Annotated in this window: 16 protein-coding genes and 1 riboswitch; of the genes, 3 read left to right on the plus strand and 13 right to left on the minus strand. The window is 66.0% G+C overall.

The genetic code is table 11. The annotated features are described in order from the left end of the window. Window positions 1-69: 69 nt before the first annotated feature. Entirely contained in the window at window positions 70-1,587 is a 1,518-nt protein-coding gene (locus CAG31_RS16400; protein WP_085582926.1) for an AhpA/YtjB family protein, read from the plus strand. Between the two features lie 373 nt (window positions 1,588-1,960). Here CAG31_RS16400 and CAG31_RS16405 read toward each other — a convergent pair whose 3' ends face one another. The 9 genes from CAG31_RS16405 to CAG31_RS16445 form a co-directional block, all read right to left on the minus strand. Further along, a complete protein-coding gene (locus CAG31_RS16405) occupies window positions 1,961-2,674 on the minus strand; it encodes a membrane integrity-associated transporter subunit PqiC (RefSeq protein WP_085582928.1) in 714 nt (237 codons plus the stop codon). Between the two features lie 185 nt (window positions 2,675-2,859). Next, a complete protein-coding gene (gene parC / locus CAG31_RS16410; RefSeq protein WP_085582930.1) occupies window positions 2,860-5,115 on the minus strand; it encodes a DNA topoisomerase IV subunit A in 2,256 nt (751 codons plus the stop codon). 7 nt (window positions 5,116-5,122) lie between these two features. Continuing rightward, a complete protein-coding gene (locus tag CAG31_RS16415; protein WP_085582932.1) occupies window positions 5,123-5,647 on the minus strand; it encodes a TIGR02281 family clan AA aspartic protease in 525 nt (174 codons plus the stop codon). Continuing rightward, window positions 5,644-6,645 (minus strand): esterase-like activity of phytase family protein, encoded by a 1,002-nt coding sequence (locus tag CAG31_RS16420; protein ID WP_085582934.1) that lies wholly within the window; start codon window positions 6,643-6,645, stop codon window positions 5,644-5,646. Before CAG31_RS16420 ends, CAG31_RS16415 begins: the two co-directional genes overlap by 4 nt. Continuing rightward, window positions 6,645-8,552: a DNA topoisomerase IV subunit B gene (gene parE, locus CAG31_RS16425; RefSeq protein WP_085582936.1), complete on the minus strand. Its 1,908-nt coding sequence runs from the start codon at window positions 8,550-8,552 to the stop codon at window positions 6,645-6,647. Before parE ends, CAG31_RS16420 begins: the two co-directional genes overlap by 1 nt. Window positions 8,553-8,594: 42 nt before the next feature. Then, window positions 8,595-9,203 (minus strand): YqiA/YcfP family alpha/beta fold hydrolase, encoded by a 609-nt coding sequence (locus CAG31_RS16430; RefSeq protein WP_085582938.1) that lies wholly within the window; start codon window positions 9,201-9,203, stop codon window positions 8,595-8,597. A gap of 127 nt (window positions 9,204-9,330) precedes the next feature. Beyond that, window positions 9,331-10,146, minus strand: coding sequence for a 3',5'-cyclic-AMP phosphodiesterase (gene cpdA / locus CAG31_RS16435; protein WP_085582940.1), 816 nt, complete (start codon window positions 10,144-10,146; stop codon window positions 9,331-9,333). A gap of 98 nt (window positions 10,147-10,244) precedes the next feature. After that, window positions 10,245-10,697, minus strand: a complete 453-nt coding sequence (locus CAG31_RS16440) for a DUF1249 domain-containing protein (protein ID WP_085582942.1) — start codon at window positions 10,695-10,697, stop codon at window positions 10,245-10,247. Beyond that, complete coding sequence (locus CAG31_RS16445) at window positions 10,688-11,305, minus strand: NUDIX domain-containing protein (protein WP_085582944.1); 618 nt, start codon at window positions 11,303-11,305, stop codon at window positions 10,688-10,690. The genes CAG31_RS16440 and CAG31_RS16445 overlap by 10 nt, the downstream gene beginning before the upstream one ends. A 228-nt stretch (window positions 11,306-11,533) precedes the next feature. Between CAG31_RS16445 and CAG31_RS16450 the strand changes: the two genes are divergently transcribed. Continuing rightward, window positions 11,534-12,280, plus strand: coding sequence for an RsiV family protein (locus CAG31_RS16450; RefSeq protein WP_085582946.1), 747 nt, complete (start codon window positions 11,534-11,536; stop codon window positions 12,278-12,280). On the opposite strand, the gene cytX is transcribed toward CAG31_RS16450, so the two are convergent. Further along, window positions 12,249-13,541, minus strand: a complete 1,293-nt coding sequence (cytX, locus tag CAG31_RS16455; protein ID WP_085582948.1) for a putative hydroxymethylpyrimidine transporter CytX — start codon at window positions 13,539-13,541, stop codon at window positions 12,249-12,251. The two genes, CAG31_RS16450 and cytX, sit on opposite strands and share 32 nt — an antisense overlap. A 150-nt stretch (window positions 13,542-13,691) precedes the next feature. Then, entirely contained in the window at window positions 13,692-15,581 is a 1,890-nt protein-coding gene (thiC, locus tag CAG31_RS16460) for a phosphomethylpyrimidine synthase ThiC (RefSeq protein ID WP_085582950.1), read from the minus strand. A 147-nt stretch (window positions 15,582-15,728) separates the two neighbouring features. Next, a riboswitch (TPP riboswitch) is annotated at window positions 15,729-15,834 on the minus strand. Window positions 15,835-16,040: 206 nt separating this feature from the next. Here thiC and CAG31_RS16465 point away from each other — a divergent pair. Beyond that, entirely contained in the window at window positions 16,041-17,474 is a 1,434-nt protein-coding gene (locus tag CAG31_RS16465; RefSeq protein ID WP_085582952.1) for a TolC family outer membrane protein, read from the plus strand. Here the strand turns inward: CAG31_RS16465 and CAG31_RS28720 are convergent. Continuing rightward, window positions 17,458-17,592, minus strand: coding sequence for a hypothetical protein (locus tag CAG31_RS28720; RefSeq protein WP_256575535.1), 135 nt, complete (start codon window positions 17,590-17,592; stop codon window positions 17,458-17,460). The two genes, CAG31_RS16465 and CAG31_RS28720, sit on opposite strands and share 17 nt — an antisense overlap. After that, a partial coding sequence (locus CAG31_RS16470) for a hypothetical protein (protein WP_085582972.1) occupies window positions 17,589-18,246 on the minus strand: 658 nt, incomplete at its 5' end. The genes CAG31_RS28720 and CAG31_RS16470, both read right to left, overlap by 4 nt.

Genomic DNA, 18,246 nt, shown 5'->3' on the forward strand with positions numbered 1-18,246 from the left:
GGCGCTTTGCCGGTCTGGGGCCTGTCGCTATACTGCGCGTCAACTTCACGGACTAAAGAGCCGAGCTCAGTGAACCGGCCCACGCCAGTAAAAACCGACAACTTCTTCCTGCTGATCTTCCGTGCGCTGCGCCACCGCCGTGTGCCGATCGCATTGCGCATCGCCAGCCATAACGTGATCCTGGTCGCCCTGGCCCTGGTGATCTACGCCTGCGTGATGGGCCTGCAGTTCAAGCAGGCCATGCACGAGCAGGCCGACGCCCTGGGCGAGAGCCTGACCACGCAGACCGCCACCTCCGCCACCGAGCTGCTGGTGTCCAACGACATCCTCAGCCTCAATGTGCTGCTCAACAACCTGACCAAGAACAAGCTGGTGGCCCACGCCGCCATCTACAGCGTGGACAACCGCATCCTCGCCGAGTCCGGCCAGCGGCCCAAGCACGGCCTGCTGGGCGAAGCCGAGGGCATGTACCAGAGCAAGATCACCTTCCAGGACGTGACCGCCGGCCAGTTGCGCATCAGCCTGGACATGGATCAGTTCCAGCAGCCGATGACCATCAGCCTGCAGAGCATGGGCATCCTCAGCGCAATCCTGCTGGCGCTGTCCCTGGCCCTGAGCCTGCGCCTGGGCCGCCACCTGTCCACGCCGCTGCTGCAGCTGCGGGTGTGGCTGCGCAACATCGACGAATACACGCCGGGCACCGACCGCCAGGACGAGATCGGCGACCTGGCCCGCCAGCTGCACGCCAACTTCGCCCCGGAGCCGGCCGCGCCGCCGCCCGAGCCGGAACCCGAGTTCGAGGACGACGACGTCGACCCGGCCTTCGAGGTGCGCAACCTGCGCGACCCGAGCTTCGACGAAAGCCGCCCGGTGGAGGCCCGCAAGCCGGCGCCCCGGCAGGTGGTCAGCACCGTGGAAGACGACGAGGACGACGAAGACCCGTTCGCCGACCTGCGCAACGACTCGCTGAACGGTTCGGCCCAGCCGGCCACCCGCAAGGCCACGCCGAGCGTGCCCCAGCACAGCGCGGTGCTGGCGGTGCAGCTGGGTTCGCAGGAACAACTGCGCCGCCTGCCCCGGGCCCGCCTGGAAGAACTGCTGGACCGCTACCGCGATTGCCTGGACCAGGCCGCCTCGCTGTACCAGGGCGAGATCGAAACCCTGAACGACGGCAGCACGCTGATGCTGTTCCACACCGAAGACAGCGGCGACGATTACCTGACCAACGCCATCTGCTGCGGTGAGCTGCTGCGGGCCTTGAGCCATCAGTTGCAGATCGAAGTCGCCGACAGCGGCATCACCCTGCAATTGCAGCTGGGCCTGACCCTGGGCGACGAGCTGTTCGGCCTGAGCCAGATCGACCTGCTGCTGACCGACTCGGCCCAGGACGCCCTGGCCCTGTCGCAGCACAGCCGCAACCTGCTGCTGGTGGAGCGCAAGATCAGCGATGACGCGCTGATCCGCCAGCGCGCACGGATCCGCCCGATCGCCAGCCCCGAAGGCGCCTGCTGCGTGGAGCGGCTGATGGAGCCTTACCCGTCGATGCTGGAGCGGCAACTGGCGCGGATGCACGAACGCCGGGCGTAAGCCGATGCGAAAAGCCCGCAGGCAAGTCATTGCCTGCGGGCTTTTTGTTGCCCCACAAAACCTGTGAGAGCTTGCCTGCAAGCGATGAGGCCGGCACTGCCGACATCCCTGTTGCCTGACCCACCGCCATCGCCAGCAGGCTGGCTCCCACAAAGGATCCCGGCTGCCCGCAGCATCCCAGCACACCGCAAAACCCTGTGGGAGCTTGCCTGCAAGCGATGAGGCCGGTGCAGCCGACATCCCTGTTACCTGACCCACCGCCATCGCCAGCTGGCTGGCTGGCTCCCACGGGGAATTGCGGCGTCATCAGAACTGAACCGACAGGCAAGAAAAAGCCCGCACTTGGCGGGCTTTTTATCGGAGCGGGGCGATCTCAGAAGCGGAACACTTCCATGTCGGTGCGGATCGGCGAAGCCATCGGGATCTTCGGCTGCTTCTCGGCTTCCGCCGCCGGCGCTGCCGGCTTGGGGGCCGGCTTGCGTGGCACTTCAGCCACCGGAGGCTGGTTGGCCAGCGGCTTGAGCGCCACCGACAACTGCTCCGCCAGGCGCTGCAGCAAGATGCCCTGGGCCTGGACCTGCGAAGCGGTGCTGCCGGCGTGCAGCTCTTGCAGATGGACGATGCGGTTGTCCCGCACCTGGCCACGGCGGTCGAGCAGACGCCATTGCGCATCGAGGATCGCCGGCTGCGAAGTGCCGGAATCCAGCCGGGTGATGGTCAGCAGCACCTGCACGTCCGGGGTGAAGCCCTGGGTGGCGGGCGCCAGCACCACACGCTGGCTGTCCAGATGGCCGGCGACCTGGCGCAGCAGCAACTGGTCGATATCCGACGAAAGGCTACCGGCCCAGCGGCCGTCGGTGGCGGCCTGCAGGCTGCCGTCGGGCTGACGCTGCAGCAGGGTTTCGCGTTGCAGGTAGTCGGCGACCACCACAGGGCCCAGCAAAACCGCCATGCCCGCGCTTTGCGCAGGCTGAGCCGGACTTCCGCTGTCCAGCTGATACAGCGACACCGGTTGGTGAACGCTGCAGCCCGCCAGGCCGAGAACGCCGGCGAGCAACAAAATTAGAGGAAGGCGCAGAGCAGTCATCGTCCCGTCCAGGTGGCCGCCACAAGGCTGACCACAGTGAAAATACTCAATAAACATGAAGAACGCGCGGCCACGCCGGCGCTTGAAAGGCCATATCATCCGTGAATATGCGTTCCGACTCCAGCGCCAAAGCGTCGATCCACGCGTTAAATCGTGGATCGGGCGCTCTGGGACGCCTCATTGAGTTATTCGACGAGCAGCGCATCCACCCGCTGGAAGCCACGCGGCAACTTGTTGCCCCGCCGGCCGCGCTCACCTTTGTAGTGTTCGAGGTCGTCGGCCTTCAGCGACAAGGTCCGTTTTCCGGCCTGCAGCACCAAGGTGGCGCCTTCCGGAAGGACGGCGATGTCCGTGACGTATTCTTCGCGGCTGGCCACGCGCTCACCGGGGATGCCGATGATCTTGTTGCCCTTGCCCTTACCCAATTGTGGCAGATCGCTGATCTTGAAGATCAGCAGGCGACCCTCGGTCGTCACCGACGCCAGCCAGTTCTGCTCGCGGTCGGCCACCGGACGCGGCGCGATCACCTTGGCGTTGTTCGGCAGGCTCAGCAGGGCCTTGCCGGCCTTGTTCTTGGCCTGCAGATCCTCACCCTTGACCACGAAACCGTAGCCGGCGTCGGACGCGATCACGTACATCGCATCGTCTTCAGGCATCAGCACGCATTCGAAGGTGGCGCCGGGCGGCGGCGTCAGACGGCCGGTCAGCGGTTCGCCCTGGCCCCGGGCCGACGGCAGCGTGTGCGCGGCCAGCGAGTAGCTGCGACCGGTGGAGTCAATGAGCACGGCGAACTGGTTGGAACGCCCCGCCGCCGAGGTCTTGAAGCCGTCGCCGGCCTTGTACGACAGGCCGGTGGCGTCGATCTCGTGACCCTTGGCCGAGCGGATCCAGCCCTTTTCCGACAGCACAACGGTCACTTTCTCGTTCGGCAGCAGGTCGTGCTCGGTCAGCGCCTTGGCCTCGGCGCGCTCGACGATCGGCGAGCGGCGGTCGTCGCCGTAGGTCTCGGCGTCCTTGAGCAGTTCGCTGCGCACCAGTTTCTTCAGCTTGGCTTCGCTGCCCAGCAGGGCTTGCAGCTTGGCCTGCTCCTTGAGCAGTTCGTCCTGCTCGTCGCGCAGCTTCATCTCTTCCAGCCGCGCCAACTGGCGCAGGCGGGTGTCGAGGATGTAGTCGGCCTGGATCTCGCTGAGGGCGAAACGCTCGATCAGCTTGGCCTTGGGCTGATCCTCGGTGCGGATGATGTGGATCACTTCATCCAGGTTGAGGTAGGCGATCAGCAAACCGTCCAACAGGTGCAGGCGGCGCTCGACCTTGTCGAGGCGGAACTGCAGGCGGCGACGGACGGTCTGCACGCGGAATTCCAGCCACTCCACCAGCAGCGCGCGCAGGTTCTTCAACTGCGGCCTGCCGTCCAGGCCGATGATGTTGACGTTGACCCGGTAGGTCGATTCCAGCTCGGTGCTGGCGAACAGGTGCTGCATCAGCGCTTCGTGGTCGACGCGGCTGTTGACCGGGATGATCACGATGCGGCACGGGTTCTCGTGGTCGGATTCGTCGCGCAGGTCGGCGATCTGCGGCGCCTTCGACGGCTTGGCCTGCATCAGCGCGGCGATCTGCTCCAGCACCTTGGCCCCGGAGACCTGGTGCGGCAGCGCGGTGATGACGATGTCGCCGTCCTCGACGTGGTACACGGCACGCATGCGCACCGAGCCCTTGCCGGTCTCGTACATCTTCACCAGGTCGGCGCGCGGCGTGATGATTTCCGCTTCGGTCGGGTAGTCCGGGCCCTGGATGTGCTCGCACAGTTGCTCGACCGTGGCCTTCGGCTCGTCGAGCAGTCGCACGCAGGCGCTGGCGACTTCGCGCAGGTTGTGCGGCGGCACGTCGGTGGCCATGCCCACGGCGATGCCGGTGGTGCCGTTGAGCAGGATGTTCGGCAGGCGCGCCGGCAGCACCAGCGGTTCCTGCAGGGTGCCGTCGAAGTTCGGGCCCCAGTCCGCCGTGCCCTGGCCCAGTTCGCTGAGCAGCACTTCGGAGTAGCGCGACAGCCGGGCTTCGGTGTAGCGCATGGCGGCGAAGGACTTCGGATCGTCCGGCGCACCCCAGTTGCCCTGGCCGTCCACCAGCGTGTAGCGGTAGCTGAACGGCTGGGCCATCAGCACCATCGCTTCGTAGCACGCCGAGTCGCCGTGGGGGTGGAACTTGCCGAGCACGTCGCCGACGGTGCGCGCCGACTTCTTGTGCTTGGCGTCGGCATCCAGCCCCAGCTCGCTCATGGCGTAGACGATACGCCGCTGCACGGGTTTCAGGCCGTCGCCGATATGCGGCAGGGCACGGTCCATGATCACGTACATGGAGTAGTTGAGGTAGGCATTTTCGGTGAAGTCAGCCAGCGACCGGCGTTCCACACCGTCCAGGCTGAGATCAAGGGAGTCGCTCATGCGGGCCTCATCGGTTCGTTGTCTGGCGCAGCAGCATGGTGCCGCCGCGCTGGGTGAATTCAAGTTTGTTCAGGGCGCTCATGCCGAGCAGCACCTGTTCGCCGTGCAGGCCGGGCGCCACCAGTGCGCGGACGTCCCGCAGCACGATGTCGCCCAGTTGCAGGCGGTCGATCCGGGTACGGTAGCCCTGGCTCAGGCCGTTGGCCGTGCTCAGGGTCACGCCGAACCCCTCTTCCAGTTTCAGGCGCGCGGCCAGGTCCGCCGGGATCGACACGTCGGTCGCGCCGGTGTCGAGCATGAACTCCACCGTCTGACCGTTGATCTGGCCGCTGGCGACGAAATGCCCTTGGGCATTGCCGGCCAGTTTCACCTCGATGTAGCCGTCGCCCTGTTCAGAGCTGACCACCACGTTGGGGTTCTGCTGACGCTCTTCCCACTGGCCGAAGAACCGCGTGGCCAGAAACAGCGCCGCGCACCAGGCCAGGATCATCATCACCCGGCCGGCGCGCTTGCCCGGCGGCTGCGGGCTCATGGCTTGGCGCTCCAGCCGCCGTCGGGGGCGGCAAAGCGCCAGACGATCGGACGCTTCTCGCCGTCGGCGCGGGCGCCGTCGTTGTTGTCGAGGCCGATCCAGGCGCCCTGGGCGTCGATCACCAGCGCCTCCGCCAGCCCGTAGGGCTGCGGATAACGGCGTTTTTCCTGCAAGGCGTCTTCGGCGAACGACCAGCAGCGCTCGACCTTGGCCGTCTCCAGGTCGCGCCGGCAGACCTGGAACGCATTGCGCTCCAGGGTGAACAGCTTGCCGTCGAACAGCGACAGGTCGGCGAAGTCACGGGTGACCGCCCGGGCCTTGGGAAACTGCGGCGGCTGCATCTCGACGCCGGCTTCGCTGAGCAGCACGCAGCCGCCGTCGCAGTCCCACACCGTCTGCTGGCGCTTGATCCGCAGCAGGCCGCGGCGCTCACGCTCGGCGGCCAGCCACATCCGGTCGCCCGCCGGGTTGATCGCCAACCCTTCGAACAGGGCGTTGAAGTGCAGCAGCATGCCGCTGGCCCGGGCCTCGCGCACCAGCAGCGGCGAGATCTTCAGCCACGCGGCCTGCCCTTGCGCCGGCACTTGCAGCACCGCCGCATGGGCCTCGCTGACGATGTAGCGGTTGCCCGCGCCGTCGCAGGCGATGCCTTCGAAGTCCAGGTCGCCGCCGCGCACGAACGAAGCCGCCCAGGTGCGCGAACTGATGCCCCACGGCAGGCCGCTGTCCGGCACCGGCGGAGGGTCGATGCGCACGGTTTCCGCGCGCCAGACCGGGTCGCGGGTGTCGAGGCGGTAGATCTGGTCATCGTCGCGGTCCGACACGGTCCACAGCTCGTTGCCGCACAGCGCGAGCCCCGACAGGTTGCCGCCGCGCATGCCTTCGACCGGGTGCTCGGCCAGCAGCCGCAGCTGCGGCGCCGGCTCGGCGGACGCCATTGTCCAGGCAAACGTCGAAGCCAGCAGCAACGCACCCGCCTGGATCCCGCCAAACCGCATCAGGCCTGCACCTCGGCAAGGTTGCCCTTGGACTCCAGCCAGGTCTTGCGGTCGCCGGCGCGTTTCTTCGCCAGCAGCATGTCCATGATTTCCGAGGTCTGGGCGTAGTCTTCGCCCAGCGTCAGCTGCACCAGGCGCCGGGTGTTCGGATCCATGGTGGTTTCACGCAGCTGCGGCGGGTTCATCTCGCCCAGGCCCTTGAATCGGGTGACCTGCGGCTTGCCGCGCTTCTTCTCGGCCACAAAGCGGTCGAGGATCCCGTCGCGCTCGGGTTCGTCCAGGGCGTAGTAGATCTCTTTGCCCAGGTCGATGCGGAACAGCGGCGGCATCGCGACATAGACGTGGCCGGCATCCACCAACGGGCGGAAGTGCTGGACGAACAGCGCGCACAGCAGGGTCGCGATATGCAGGCCGTCGGAGTCGGCGTCGGCGAGGATGCAGATCTTGCCGTAGCGCAGCTGGCTCATGTCCTCGGCGCCCGGGTCGACGCCGATGGCCACCGCGATGTTGTGCACTTCCTGACTGGCCAGCACTTCGCTGCCGTCGACTTCCCAGGTGTTGAGGATCTTGCCGCGCAGCGGCAGGATCGCCTGGAATTCCTTGTCCCGCGCCTGCTTGGCCGAGCCGCCGGCGGAGTCGCCCTCCACCAGGAACAGTTCGGAACGCATCGGGTCCTGGCCTGCGCAGTCCGCCAGCTTGCCCGGCAGCGCCGGGCCCTGGGTGACGCGCTTGCGCTCGACCTTCTTGCTCGCCTTCAGGCGGCGGCCGGCGTTGTTGATCGCCAGTTCCGCCAGGGCCAGGCCGGTCTCCGGGTTGGCGTTGAGCCACAGGCTGAACGCGTCCTTGACCACGCCGGAGACGAACGCCGCCGCCTCGCGGGACGACAGGCGCTCCTTGGTCTGGCCTGAGAACTGCGGCTCCTGCATCTTCATCGACAGCACGAAGGCGATGCGCTCCCAGACGTCTTCCGGCGCCAGCTTCACGCCGCGCGGCAGCAGGCTGCGGAATTCGCAGAACTCGCGCATCGCGTCGAGCAGGCCCTGGCGCAGGCCGTTGACGTGGGTGCCGCCCTGGGCCGTGGGGATCAGGTTGACGTAGCTTTCCTGCACCGCGTCGCCACCCTCGGGCAGCCACAGCAGCGCCCAGTCCACGGCTTCCTTGTTGCCGGCCAGGTTGCCGCAGAACGGCTCGTTCGGCAGGCGCTCGAATTCGCTGACCGCGTCCACCAGGTAGGAGCGCAGGCCGTCTTCGTAGTGCCACTCGACCTTCTCGCCGGTGCTCTTGTCCTCAAACGTCACCGACAGGCCCGGGCACAGGACGGCCTTGGCCTTGAGCACGTGCTTGAGGCGGCTGATGGAGAACTTGGCGGAGTCGAAATACTTCGGGTCCGGCGAGAAGAACACGCTGGTGCCGGTGTTGCGCTTGCCGACGGTGCCGACGATCTCAAGCTCGGACGCCTTGAAGCCGTCCTTGAACGTCATCTGGTATTCGTTGCCGTCGCGCTTGACCCGCACGCGGACTTCGGTCGACAGGGCGTTGACCACCGAGATGCCCACGCCGTGCAGGCCGCCGGAGAACTGGTAGTTCTTGTTGGAGAACTTGCCGCCGGCATGGAGCTTGGTGAGGATCAGCTCGACGCCCGACACGCCCTCTTCCGGGTGGATGTCCACCGGCATGCCGCGGCCGTCGTCGCAGACCTCCAGCGAGTGGTCGGGGTGGAGGATGACCTGCACCGACTTGGCGTGGCCGGCCAGGGCTTCGTCGACGCTGTTGTCGATGACTTCCTGGGCGAGGTGGTTCGGCCGACTGGTGTCGGTGTACATGCCGGGGCGCTTGCGCACCGGGTCGAGGCCCGAGAGGACTTCGATGGCGTCGGCGTTATAGGAGCTAGCGCTGGGAGTGGCCATAGGGTCTCGTCGTCAGTGATTCAGTGAAAATGGGGCAAGGTTTCACAGTGCGGTGAAATCGATTGCCTGATACATATCGGCGCCGATGCCGGCAAACCCGAGCAGCGCCGGCAATTGCGCGGCAAAACCTTGATAGCCGTGGTCGCCGCCGGCCTGGATGCGCAACGCACAGGCCCGGTAATACCGCTGGGCGAGGCGATAGTCCAGCGTTTCGTCGCCGGTCTGCAGCCACACCTGATAGCGCTGCGGATCCTGGGGCGCCGGCACTTCCAATTCGGCCAGGGCCGTGACGTGGTCGTGGGTCAGCTCCCAGGTTTCGTCGGTGTACAGGTTTTTCTGCGTGCCCAGGAACCCGTCGAACATCCGGTGCGGGCTGACGGCCGGGTTGACCAGCAAGGCCTTCAGGCCATGGCGCTCGGCCAAGTGAGTCGCATAGTAGCCGCCGAGCGAGCTTCCCACCAGCAGCGGCCGGCCCAGCTCGGCGATCGCCTGTTCCAGTTGACCGATGGCTTCGCGTGGATGGTGATGCAGCGCCGGAACCCGCAATTGGCCGCCCAGGCCCAGCCGCTCCATCACTTCGACCAGCTGACAGGCCTTTTTCGAGGCCGGAGCGCTGTTGAAACCGTGGATGTAGAGGATCGAACCGGACATTTGAGCTCCCTGGGCGTCGGCGAAGAAATGCGGAGTCTACAGGGAGTCAGCCGGTTCGGGGACGTTTGTGCGGACGCCTTCGCGGGCATGCCCGCTCCCGCAGGGAGCAGCGCTGCCGTTGGAGGGCTCAGTAGCCGTTGGAGCCGTAGTCGATGGTGAAGTCGAACCCGGTCACGCGCTCCACGCCGGTCTCCAGCCGCCCGTCCGGCAACAGCCGCAGCCAGCGGTAGCCCGGCGCCTGTTCGCCGACCTTGAAGTCGTCGCTGCCCGGCTCGAACTGGATGCAGGTCGAGGGCGAGGCGATCAGCCGCACGCCGTTGCGCTCGCGGTCTATTTCCTGGTGCACGTGCCCCCACAGCACCGCCCGAACCTGGGGAAAGCGGTCCAGCACCTCGAAGAACGCCTCGGGGTTGCGCAGACCGATCGGCGCCATCCACGCGCACCCGATGGGCACCGGGTGATGATGGAAGCACACCAGATGATGGCGCTCGGGCGCCTCGCTCAGGGCGCGGGCGAGCAGTTGCAGTTGCTCGTCCTGCAAGTACCCCGGCACCGAGCCGGGCACCGCCGAATCGAGCAGCGTCACCCGCCAGTTGCCGATGTCCACCACCGGTTCAAGCAACGCGCTCTGCACGGCCGCCTCGGCCATGACCTGCGGTTCGTCGTGGTTGCCGGGGATCCACCGCGAAGGGGCGTCGATCTGTTCGGCCAGGCGGCGAAACGCCTGGTAGGACGCCAGCGTGCCGTCCTGGGACAGGTCGCCGGTGGCGATCATCAGGTCGATCCGCGGCTGCTGGCCGAGCACCAGTTCGATGACCTTCTGCAGGCTGTCGCGGGTGTTCATGCCCAGCAGGGTGCCGTCCGCTTCGGCAAACAGGTGGCTGTCGGACAACTGCACCAGCAACGCCGCATCGGCGGTGGTCAACGTGGATACGCTCGGCAAGGCGTTCTCCCAGGCGGAATCACAAAGGGTGCGGCAATTATGCTGGGGGATCGGCAAAAGGGGAAACCGACGAACCGGACGCAGTTCACAACTCGCCGCTATCGGACCGCCGCGTACTCGTGGCCGCAGGCCAGGCAGTGGCTCAGCCATTCGCCGAGGAACAGGTTGAGCTGGGCCTTTTCGTCCGGCTGGTGCATGGCCGCGTTCGGATAAGGGTAGATACCGCGAAAGCGCCGCGAGTGCTCGGCGCTGATGACTTCGGCCATGCGCGCGTCGTGGTAGACCTGCACCTCCAGCTGCGGCACCGGCAGCCACGGCAGGCTGTGCTCCTGGCGCACCTGCAGGGTCGTGGTGTACGGGCAGGCCTGCAGCACTTCCAGGGTCAGCACGCCAAGCATCTGGTCGCCCTGGGTCATGGCGATGCGCCGCGCCTGGGGTTCGTGGCGCATGTCCGGCAGCAGGCGCATCAGACGCGCGTAGTTCGCCTCGCAGGCCGCCTGCAGCCCCGCCAGGTCGACCCGGTAGCGGTCGCGCTGCAGGCTTACGACCATAGCCCCCTCACTTCGGCGCGGTTCAGCGCCAGCCAGTGCAGGGCGATGATGCTCGCCGCATTGGCGATGCGACCGTCGCGCACCGCCTGCAAGGCATCTTCGAACGCCCAGACCGTGACGCGGATATCTTCGGCCTCCTCGACCAGCCCGTGCAGGCCGCCGACGCCTTCGGTGCTGCAGCGCCCCAGGTACAGGTGGACGAATTCGTCGCTGCCCCCCGGCGACGGGAAATAGCGGGTCATCGGCCACAGGGCCTTGATGTCCAGCCCGGCCTCTTCCTGGGCCTCGCGGCGGGCGACCTCTTCCGGCTCCTCGTCCTTGTCGATCAGGCCGGCGACCAGTTCCACCAGCCAAGGGTTGTCGGTCTTGTCCAGCGCGCCGATGCGGAATTGTTCGATCAGCACCACTTCATCGCGCTGCGGATCGTAAGGCAGCATGCACACCGCGTCGTGGCGCACGAACAGCTCGCGGTCGATCTCACGGCTCATGCCGCCGTCGAACAGCTCATGGCGCAGGTAGAGCCGGTCGAGCCGGTAGAAGCCCTTGTAGCACTGCTCGCGCCGCACGATATCAACGGCGCTCGGAGTGGTTTTGGCGAAATCGGTCATGAGCATCCTCTTTACTGCGAATCCGACACGAGGCGCCTCTTGGTCACTTGCGGCCTCGACTTCGCGCCATCCTAACGCGCCCGTACGGTTTGATGCAGCCCCTTTACCGTCAGCGGGATGGACGGTGGAGGCGAAACCCACTCTAATTAGCTTAGTGGCGAACTGACTGCTCCGTTGAGAGTCGAAGCCGTAACTTTTTCGCCTTCCCCTGCTTTCGAAAGGACGTCCATGTCGCTTTTCAAAATCGCTTCCGTGGCTGCCGTCGCCCTGACCCTGGGCGCCTGCGCCAGCCTGTTCCAGCCCAACTACCGCACGCCGCTGGAAACCGTCCGCGACGCGTCCGAACAGCTCAAGCCCGGCTGCGCCAACGCCGACTGCCCGCTGGTGAACATCGACACCCTGCGCTTCCCGGCCGAGCCTGCGCTGGACGGCATCATCGAAAAACGCCTGCTGCAGATGACCCGCACCGAACCGGGCGCCCCGAGCGCGCCGACCCTGGCGGCTTACCGCGAGCAGTTCCTGCGCGACGCCGGCCCGCGCAACAGCAGCTACCTGCAGGCCAAGGTACGCGAGCAGCATGACGGACTGGTGATCGTCGAACTGTCGAGCTACCTCGACACCGGCGGCGCCCACGGCACGCCAGGGCGCGGCTTCATCAACTATTCGCGCCAGCAGCACAAGGTGCTGACCCTTTCGGACATGCTGCTGCCGGGCCAGGAAGAGGCGTTCTGGAAGGCTGCGCAAGTGGCGCACAACAGCTGGCTGATCAGCACCAAGCTCGATCAGGAAGCGGATTTCGTGAAGAACTGGCCGTTCGTGAAGACCCCGAACGTGGCGCTGACCTACGGCGGCGTCATCCTCAAGTACGACGTGACCACCATCGCGCCTTACGCGCTGGGCCACGTCGAACTGAAGATCCCCTACCCGCGCCTGAACGGCATCCTCAAGCCTGAGCTGTTTCCCGGCCGTAACTGAAGGCCCGGCCAAGCACCAGCTGCAGCAGCCCTGCCAGCACCAGCGCCGGCAGGGTCGCGCCCACGTCCGGATACAGGTTGGCCAGCAGGTGATAGGTGCTGATGCCGCCCAGCCAGGCCAACAGCGCCGGCCAGCGCAGCGCGGTTGAAGCGGTCTGGCCGCTGCGCTTGCGCAGGATGAAGTGATCCACCAGCACCACGCCGAACAGCGGCGCGAACACCGAACCGATCAGCAGCAGGAAATTCTGGTACTGGGCCAACGGCGCCAGCAGCGCGATCAGGGTGCAGACCACGCCGATGGCCAGCGCCAGATGCTCCACCTTCAGCCGCAGCAGGATCCCGCTGGACACCGCCGCCGAGTGGATGTCGGCGAAAGCGTTCTCCGACTCGTCCAGCAGGATCAGCAGCAGCGGAATCCCCAGCCCCGCCCCGGCCAATGCCAGCAGCAGCGCGTTGACTTCACCGCTCGGCGCGAACGCCAGGGTGTAGGCCACGCCCAGGCTCATCAGCCAGAAGTTGCCGATGAAGAAACCGACGGCGGTGCCGCCGAACACGTTCTTCGCCCGCTTGCCGAAACGCGAGTAGTCGGCGATCAGCGGCAGCCACGACAGCGGCATGGCGATGGCGATGTCGAAGCCCACGGCGAACGGCATCGAACCGTCGCCCGAACGCGCCCACAGGGCCGCCAGGTCAGCCTTGGCGAACAGGTTCCAGGTCAGCCAGACGCACGCGGCCAACAGCAGCCAGATACCCCACTTGCGCAGGATCTTGCGCACGAACGTCAGCGGCCCGCTCACGGCCAGGAGCGTGGCCAGCGCTCCGAAGAACAGTGTCCACAGCACCGGGTTCGCCCACAGTGAACCCTCGCTGAATGCGCGGGTGCCGAGCAAGCTCGCGGCATCGCGCATGACGATGATCTCGAACGAGCCCCAGCCGATCAGTTGCAGCAGGTTGAGCAGCGCCGGCAGGCTCGCGCCCTGGCGGCCGAGACTGAGCTTGAGCGCCGCCATCGACGACAGGCCCGTGTCGCTGCCGATCACGCCGACGGCGGCCAACAGCAGGACACCCACCAGCGTGCCGAGGAAGATCGCCAGCAACGCGCCCGACAGGCCCAGGCCCGGCGCCAGCAGCGCACCGGTCTGCAGCACCATCAGGCCGATGCCGAGGGAGAACCACAGGGAAAACAGATCACGGCCGCCGAACACGCGCTTGTCGGCGGGCACGGCGAGGTCGGGGGAATAGGTGCTGGGTTGAATGCTCAAGGGTGTTATCTCAGAGGGACATGTGTTGTTGTGTCGATCGCTATCGCCGGCAGGCTGGCTCCCACACAGAACTCGCGAACGCCGCAAATCCTTTGTGGGAGCCAGCCTGCCGGCGATGGGGCCTGTGCAGGCCCCTTTTTTACGGCCGGATCAAACCTTCTTGTACAGCTGGCTGCCTTCCTTCTTGAACCGCTCGGCCTGCTCGGCCATGCCCTGGGCGACGTCCACGTCCACCGCGTCGATCCGCTGGTTGGCCGCGTATTCGCGCACTTCCTGGGTGATCTTCATCGAGCAGAACTTCGGCCCGCACATCGAACAGAAATGCGCGACCTTGGCCGAGTCCTTCGGCAGGGTCTCGTCGTGGAACGAACGGGCGGTGTCCGGATCCAGGCCGAGGTTGAACTGGTCTTCCCAGCGGAACTCGAACCGTGCCTTGCTCAAGGCGTTGTCGCGGATCTGCGCGCCCGGGTGCCCCTTGGCCATGTCGGCGGCGTGGGCCGCGATCTTGTAGGTGATGATCCCGGTCTTCACGTCATCCTTGTTCGGCAGGCCCAGGTGCTCCTTCGGCGTCACGTAGCAGAGCATGGCGCAGCCGAACCAGCCGATCATCGCCGCACCGATGCCGGAGGTGATGTGGTCGTAGCCCGGCGCGATGTCGGTGGTCAGGGGGCCGAGGGTGTAGAACGGCGCCTCGTCGCAGCATTCCAGCTGCTTGTCCATGTTCTCCTTGATCAACTGCATCGGCACGTGGCCCGGGCCTTCGATCATGCACTGCACGTCGTGCTTCCAGGCGATCTTGGTCAGCTCGCCCAGGGTCTCCAGTTCGCCGAACTGCGCTTCGTCGTTGGCGTCGGCGATGGAGCCCGGACGCAGGCCGTCGCCCAGCGAGAAGCTGACGTCGTAGGCCTTCATGATTTCGCAGATTTCTTCGAAGTGGGTGTAGAGGAAGTTTTCCTTGTGGTGCGCCAGGCACCACTTGGCCATGATCGAACCGCCGCGGGACACGATGCCGGTCACCCGCTTGGCGGTCAGCGGCACGTAGCGCAGCAGCACGCCGGCGTGGATGGTGAAGTAGTCCACGCCCTGCTCCGCCTGCTCGATCAGCGTGTCGCGGAACAGCTCCCAGGTCAGGTCTTCGGCCACGCCGTTGACCTTCTCCAGCGCCTGGTAGATCGGCACCGTGCCGATCGGCACCGGCGAGTTGCGGATGATCCACTCGCGGGTCTCGTGGATGTGCTTGCCGGTGGACAGATCCATCACGGTGTCCGAGCCCCAGCGGATGCCCCAGGTCAGTTTCGCCACTTCTTCTTCGATGGACGAACCCAGGGCGCTGTTGCCGATGTTGCCGTTGATCTTCACCAGGAAGTTGCGGCCGATGATCATCGGTTCCAGTTCGGTGTGGTTGATGTTGGCCGGAATGATCGCGCGGCCCCGGGCGATCTCTTCGCGCACGAACTCAGGGGTGATTTCCTTGGGGATGCTCGCGCCGAAGCTGTGGCCGGCGTGCTGCTGCTTCAGGAGGCCGGCGGCGCGGGCCTCCTGCAGCTTCATGTTTTCGCGGATGGCGACGTATTCCATCTCGGCGGTGATGATGCCCTTGCGCGCGTAGTGCATCTGGCTGACGTTGGCCCCGGCCTTGGCGCGGCGCGGGTTGTTGACGTGGGCGAAGCGCAGCTTGGTCAGCTCGGGGTCGGCGAGACGCTGCTGGCCGAAGTCCGAGCTCAGGCCGGCCAGGCGCTCGGTGTCGCCACGGTCTTCGATCCAGGCCGAACGCACGTCGCCCAGGCCCTTGCGCACGTCGATCACCACATTCGGGTCGGTGTACGGGCCCGAGGTGTCGTAGACGGTGACGGGGGCGTTGATCTCGCCGCCGAAGTCGGTGGGGGTCACATCGAGGGTGATTTCGCGCATCGGCACGCGGATGTCCGGGCGCGAGCCCTGAACGTAGACTTTTTGCGAACGGGTGAACGGCTGAACCGACTGCTCATCGACCTTGGCCGAATCACTGAGGTTGATCGCGCTTTTTTCTTTTGTCGTCATCACGGGCTCTCCAGACAGCATCCAGGCAGTGGATTGTCGGGGCAGAACCTGAAAGGCACGGACGCACCGGGGGCGGTGCTGTGCATCGTCGTCGAGCGTTCGATTGTCGAACAATTTCCCGGACGAAGCACAAGAGGACTCGCCGGGCTGACGAGAAATCTTGTTCCCTACGCAGGCGCTAACCTGATCAGGTTCAACGGGATCCGAAATGATTCGATCTCAGCCTCACAGCAAGGCACCCCGACAAGAACCCGGCCAGTCTAGACACAACCGCCGAAGAACGCCAACGCCACGGCAAACACCATGATGAATGGCGCAATCGCACGGCTCGCCAGGATTGTGAGGGGCCCGAAGCGCTACTACACTCGCCTTGCCCCGCTGCGCCTTGACGCTGCGCAGGCCGCGCCTTACCTTTGGCGCCCGGATTATTCTCATAATATTCAAGCTAGGGATCGCCTCATGCTGCGCAAACTCTCACTGGCTGTCGCCGTGTCCTGTGCGTCCAATGCCATGGCCTGGGCAGCGGAAGCGCCGTTGTCGACCAAGACCGATCTGGTCAGCGTCTACCAGGAAGCGGTCGACAACAACGCCGACCTGGCCGCCGCCCGCGCCCAGTACGGCGCCCAGAAGGAAGTGGTGCCCCAGGCCCGCGCCGGGCTGCTGCCCAACCTCTCCGGCGGCGCCGAAGTGGCCAACGTGCGCACCAGCATCGATCAGCCGTCGGCCACCGCCAACCGCAGCGCCCATTCCTATCAGGCGACCCTGGCCCAGCCGCTGTTCCGCGCCGACCGCTGGTTCCAGTACCAGGCCGCCAAGGACGTCAACGAGCAGGCCGCCCTGCAACTGTCCGCCACCGAGCAGAACCTGATCCTGCAATCGGCGGAAAGCTACTTCAACGTGCTGCGCAGCCAGGACAACCTGGCCTCGACCAAGGCCGAGGAAGCCGCGTTCAAGCGCCAGCTCGACCAGTCCAACGAACGCTTCGACGTGGGCCTGTCGGACAAGACCGACGTGCTCCAGTCCCAGGCCAGCTACGACACCGCCCGGGCCAACCGGATCGTCGCCCAGCGCCAGGTGGATGACGCCTTCGAGGCGCTGATCACCCTGACCAACCGTCAGTACAACTCGATCCAGGGCATCGTGCACACATTGCCGATCCTGCCGCCGGCGCCCAACGACGCCAAAGCCTGGGTCGACACCGCCGCCCGGCAGAACCTCAACCTGCTGGCCAGCAACTACGCCGTCAGCTCGGCGGAAGAGACCCTCAAGCAACGCAAGGCCGGCCACTTGCCGACCCTCGATGCGGTGGCCAAGTACGAAAAGGGCGACAACGATGCCCTCGGCTTCGCCAACCCGAACGCCTTCGGCACGCCTTACCGCGGCAACGTCGAGCAGGGCACCGTGGGCCTGCAACTGAACATCCCGATCTACAGCGGCGGGCTGACCAGCTCCCAGGTGCGCCAGTCCTATGCGCAACTGGACCAGAGCGAGCAGCAACGCGAATCCTTGCGCCGGCAGATCGTCGAAAGCACCCGCAACCTGCACCGCGCGGTCAACACCGACGTCGAGCAGGTGCAGGCGCGCCGCCAGTCGATCATCTCCAACCAGAGCGCGGTGGAAGCCACCGAAATCGGTTATCAGGTGGGCACGCGCAACATCGTCGACGTGCTCGACGCCCAGCGCCAGCTCTACACCTCGGTGCGCAACTACAACAACACCCGCTACGACTACATCCTCGACAACCTGCGCCTGAAGCAGGCGGCCGGCACGCTCAACCCCGGCGACCTGCAGGATCTGACCCGCTACCTCAAGCCCGACTACAACCCGGACAAGGACTTCCTGCCGCCGGACCTGGCCTCGGCGGCGGAAGCGCAGCTCAAGGCCCGCCCTTGAAGGCAGCAAAAACCCGCAGAAATGCGGGTTTTTTGTGGTTGCGCAACGGCAAGGGCGCCAGATAGTCATTGCGCGAAAACATCCCTTTTTTCGTGGTGCCGGCCGGCGGCGTGCTCATGCCGGCGCCTCGGCTTGAGCGGCCAATTCCGCTTCGCGCTGGGCGATGGCGGCTGCAAGCGCCGGGGAGCGTTGGGCCCATTGCTCGGGGGGCAGGGGTTTTGACCATTCGAGGATGTCGGGATGGAGCAGGTCGGGGGGTGGCGATAACTTCCAGGCTTGCAGCATCATCGCCAAGGGCACGTTCATGAAGATCGCACCTATCACCAACCACACCGCCTTGCCGAACTCCTGCGCCACCCAGTATTGCCGGATGCCATCCAGGTATTCACAAGTGATGCCCCAGATAACGCCTCGACCCCGCAGCTTTTCCCGGCCGCCCTCAAAGTCGTTGGTCTGCGGCAAAACCTGCGGCCCGATCTCCATGTAACTGCGCATGCACTCCCACAACGCCATCGCCGTGGTGCCGCCGCCGCAAGGGAAGCCCAGCGAAAAATGCCTGTTGTCCTCGCTGGCGGTCGGGTCGGGGTTTTCGAAGCCGATGACCAACAGGCCCATCGTGGCCCTGCCGCCCTGACTGACCGATGAATGCTGGGTGGCGGCGGCGGTCACGGTCTCCCAGGGGACGATCCAGTATTCGCCGTTGTCGCGGGGCACGCAGACTTCGCGGCGCTGGCGGTTGAAGCGGACGGGCAAGGGGACTTCGCGGAAGAGG

It is taken from the genome of Pseudomonas sp. R25(2017) (genome assembly GCF_002112565.1).
GTDB classification, from domain to species: Bacteria; Pseudomonadota; Gammaproteobacteria; order Pseudomonadales; family Pseudomonadaceae; genus Aquipseudomonas; species Aquipseudomonas ekonensis.

Bases quoted from the DNA above. Each gene is read 5' to 3' on its own strand.
- parC (WP_085582930.1), bottom strand. From the start codon at position 5,115: ATGAGCGACTCCCTTGATCTCAGCCTGGACGGTGTGGAACGCCGGTCG.
- CAG31_RS16415 (WP_085582932.1), bottom strand. From the start codon at position 5,647: ATGAGCCCGCAGCCGCCGGGCAAGCGCGCCGGCCGGGTGATGATGATC.
- CAG31_RS16440 (WP_085582942.1), bottom strand. From the start codon at position 10,697: ATGGTCGTAAGCCTGCAGCGCGACCGCTACCGGGTCGACCTGGCGGGG.
- CAG31_RS16420 (WP_085582934.1), bottom strand. From the start codon at position 6,645: ATGCGGTTTGGCGGGATCCAGGCGGGTGCGTTGCTGCTGGCTTCGACG.
- CAG31_RS16450 (WP_085582946.1), top strand. From the start codon at position 11,534: ATGTCGCTTTTCAAAATCGCTTCCGTGGCTGCCGTCGCCCTGACCCTG.
- CAG31_RS16430 (WP_085582938.1), bottom strand. From the start codon at position 9,203: ATGTCCGGTTCGATCCTCTACATCCACGGTTTCAACAGCGCTCCGGCC.
- parE (WP_085582936.1), bottom strand. From the start codon at position 8,552: ATGGCCACTCCCAGCGCTAGCTCCTATAACGCCGACGCCATCGAAGTC.
- CAG31_RS28720 (WP_256575535.1), bottom strand. From the start codon at position 17,592: ATGAGCACGCCGCCGGCCGGCACCACGAAAAAAGGGATGTTTTCGCGC.
- CAG31_RS16445 (WP_085582944.1), bottom strand. From the start codon at position 11,305: ATGACCGATTTCGCCAAAACCACTCCGAGCGCCGTTGATATCGTGCGG.
- CAG31_RS16405 (WP_085582928.1), bottom strand. From the start codon at position 2,674: ATGACTGCTCTGCGCCTTCCTCTAATTTTGTTGCTCGCCGGCGTTCTC.
- thiC (WP_085582950.1), bottom strand. From the start codon at position 15,581: ATGACGACAAAAGAAAAAAGCGCGATCAACCTCAGTGATTCGGCCAAG.
- CAG31_RS16465 (WP_085582952.1), top strand. From the start codon at position 16,041: ATGCTGCGCAAACTCTCACTGGCTGTCGCCGTGTCCTGTGCGTCCAAT.